The sequence below is a fragment of the Myroides sp. LoEW2-1 genome (assembly GCF_009767705.1).
Taxonomy (GTDB): domain Bacteria; phylum Bacteroidota; class Bacteroidia; order Flavobacteriales; family Flavobacteriaceae; genus Flavobacterium; species Flavobacterium album_A.
Map to the genome: position 1 here is coordinate 1 of NZ_WSPP01000006.1, position 2064 is coordinate 2064.

Genomic DNA, 2064 nt, shown 5'->3' on the forward strand with positions numbered 1-2064 from the left:
CTTTAAAAGTATTTTAGGATAGACCGAAAAACCGAAAGACTGTAAAAAGGTATTAGTATCTTCTCCTCCTTTTATTTGAATAACCGACGTTTCAATATTGTTATTATCTAAATAATCAAAGGCACGTTGAATCACACCCTTCGGAGGTAATTTTGATTTTTTATAAATTACATTATAACCCGTACTTTTATTAGGGTAGCCATTGTTGATAATATCTTCTATAGCCCAATTAATAGCATTTTTCCAATGCTCTTTTTCAATATCTGTTAATCTCTTATATTGTGCGTTCATTATCTATTATTCTTAGAATTGCCCGTATGATCTACGACATTTTTATTCATGTTTGTTGTAAAAGTATAAAATGTTAAAACAAAAACTAATTAACCTCAAACAAAAAACTACAAATTGATTTTTTCATATAATATATTCATCTTTCTTTAATCAACTCAGGATTATTCTTTACGAAACTTGTAACTGTTAATCTATGTACTCCTAATATTCGCCCTATAGCACTGTAGGAAACATTTTTGTCTAATAATTCTTTTATCTTTTTTTCTTGACCTGTTAATTTAGTTTTAGCTGATTTGCTTCCTATCGGGCGACCCAAAATAACACCTTCAGCCTTTTTACGTGCTAAAGCTTCTTTTGTGCGTTGTGAGATTAAATTTCTTTCAATTTCGGCAGATAGACCAAATGCAAAGGCTAAAACTTTTGAGTTAATATCACTTCCTAAACGGTAATTATCTTTAATTGTCCAAACTTGTATATCACGATTCATACATTCATTCAAAACACCCATAATCATTAATAGGTTACGTCCAAGACGTGACAACTCTGAGCAAATTAGAATATCATCTTTTTTCATTTTTTTGAGAAGCTTTCCTAGCTTTCGGTCATCGACTTGTTTTGAGCCTGAAATAGTTTCCTCTATCCAACGACTAACTATAATGTCTTGCTTTTCACAAAAATGGTTGATTTCAAATCGTTGATTTTCTACTGTTTGTTTATCAGTACTTACTCTAATATATCCGTATATCATGTTGTATAAATTTTTTATACAAAAATGGTTTAAATTAAATACTTATTGTACAAAATAAATATAGACATTTAATATAACAGTAAAATGAGCATTTATTTTGAACAATATGCTCACGAAACTGACTTTAAAACAAGCGAAAGTTGGGTTGTACTTTCTCCTATTGAAAAACAAATTAAAAAGAAAATAGAAGCTGTTGGCACACCTCTTAAAGAATGGGATATAAATATCAATTATGGAATAAAAACAGGGTTCAACGAAGCATTTATTATCACAGGAGAGAAACGAAAAGAATTAATTGAAGAAGACCCAAAAAGTGCTGAAATTATACGACCTATTTTACGCGGCAGAGATATAAAAAAATATAGTAATGAGTTCGCAGATTTATGGTTAATATTTGTACCATGGCATTTTCCGTTACATAATGATAAAAGTATTAAAGGCGCTTCTGAAGTAGCTGAGGATGAATTTAAGAGACAATATCCAGCTATTTATAATCATCTATCAAATTTTAAACAAGATTTGTCAAATAGGAATAAGGCTGAAACAGGTATTAGATATGAATGGTATGCACTACAGAGATGGGGAGCTAATTATTGGGAGGATTTTTATAGTCAAAAAATAGTATGGAAGAGAGTAGGATCCATACTTAGATTCTCATTTGATGATAAAGGTGCTTTTGCTTTAGATAGTACTTGTTTTGCTACTGGAGGTATATATATTAAGTACTTGGTTATGATACTAAATTCAAAATTTGGAAAATATCTTATGAAAGATTCTCCAAAAACAGGGACTGGGGATTTATTAATTAGTGTACAAGCTATTGAACCCTTGCAAATACCAATTCCTAACAAAAGTGATTTAGAGAAAATTGAGAAAATATTTGAAAACATTCTATCTGCTGATCAAGAAAAAACAATTGTCAGTTATGAATTAGAAGCAAATTTTTTAATTTACAAAATATTAAACTTTACGCAAGAAGAAATCGATTTTATTGAAGCTCAATAAAATCGATTTCTTCTTGATTG

Annotated in this window: 3 protein-coding genes; 1 reads left to right on the forward strand and 2 read right to left on the reverse strand. The window is 29.6% G+C overall.

Translation table 11 applies throughout. From position 1 onward, the window contains the following. A partial coding sequence (locus GOQ24_RS00635; RefSeq protein ID WP_160338888.1) for a hypothetical protein occupies positions 1-291 on the reverse strand: 291 nt, incomplete at its 3' end. A gap of 136 nt (positions 292-427) precedes the next feature. Next, positions 428-1039, reverse strand: coding sequence for a master DNA invertase Mpi family serine-type recombinase (locus GOQ24_RS00640; RefSeq protein ID WP_160338889.1), 612 nt, complete (start codon positions 1037-1039; stop codon positions 428-430). 84 nt (positions 1040-1123) lie between these two features. On the opposite strand from GOQ24_RS00640, the gene GOQ24_RS00645 reads away from it, so the two are divergent. Then, positions 1124-2044, forward strand: a complete 921-nt coding sequence (locus tag GOQ24_RS00645; protein WP_160338890.1) for a TaqI-like C-terminal specificity domain-containing protein — start codon at positions 1124-1126, stop codon at positions 2042-2044. Positions 2045-2064 lie beyond the last annotated feature (20 nt).

Excerpts from the sequence above, each read along its gene's own strand:
- GOQ24_RS00640 (WP_160338889.1), bottom strand. The coding sequence starts at position 1,039 with ATGATATACGGATATATTAGAGTAAGTACTGATAAACAAACAGTAGAA.
- GOQ24_RS00645 (WP_160338890.1), top strand. The coding sequence starts at position 1,124 with ATGAGCATTTATTTTGAACAATATGCTCACGAAACTGACTTTAAAACA.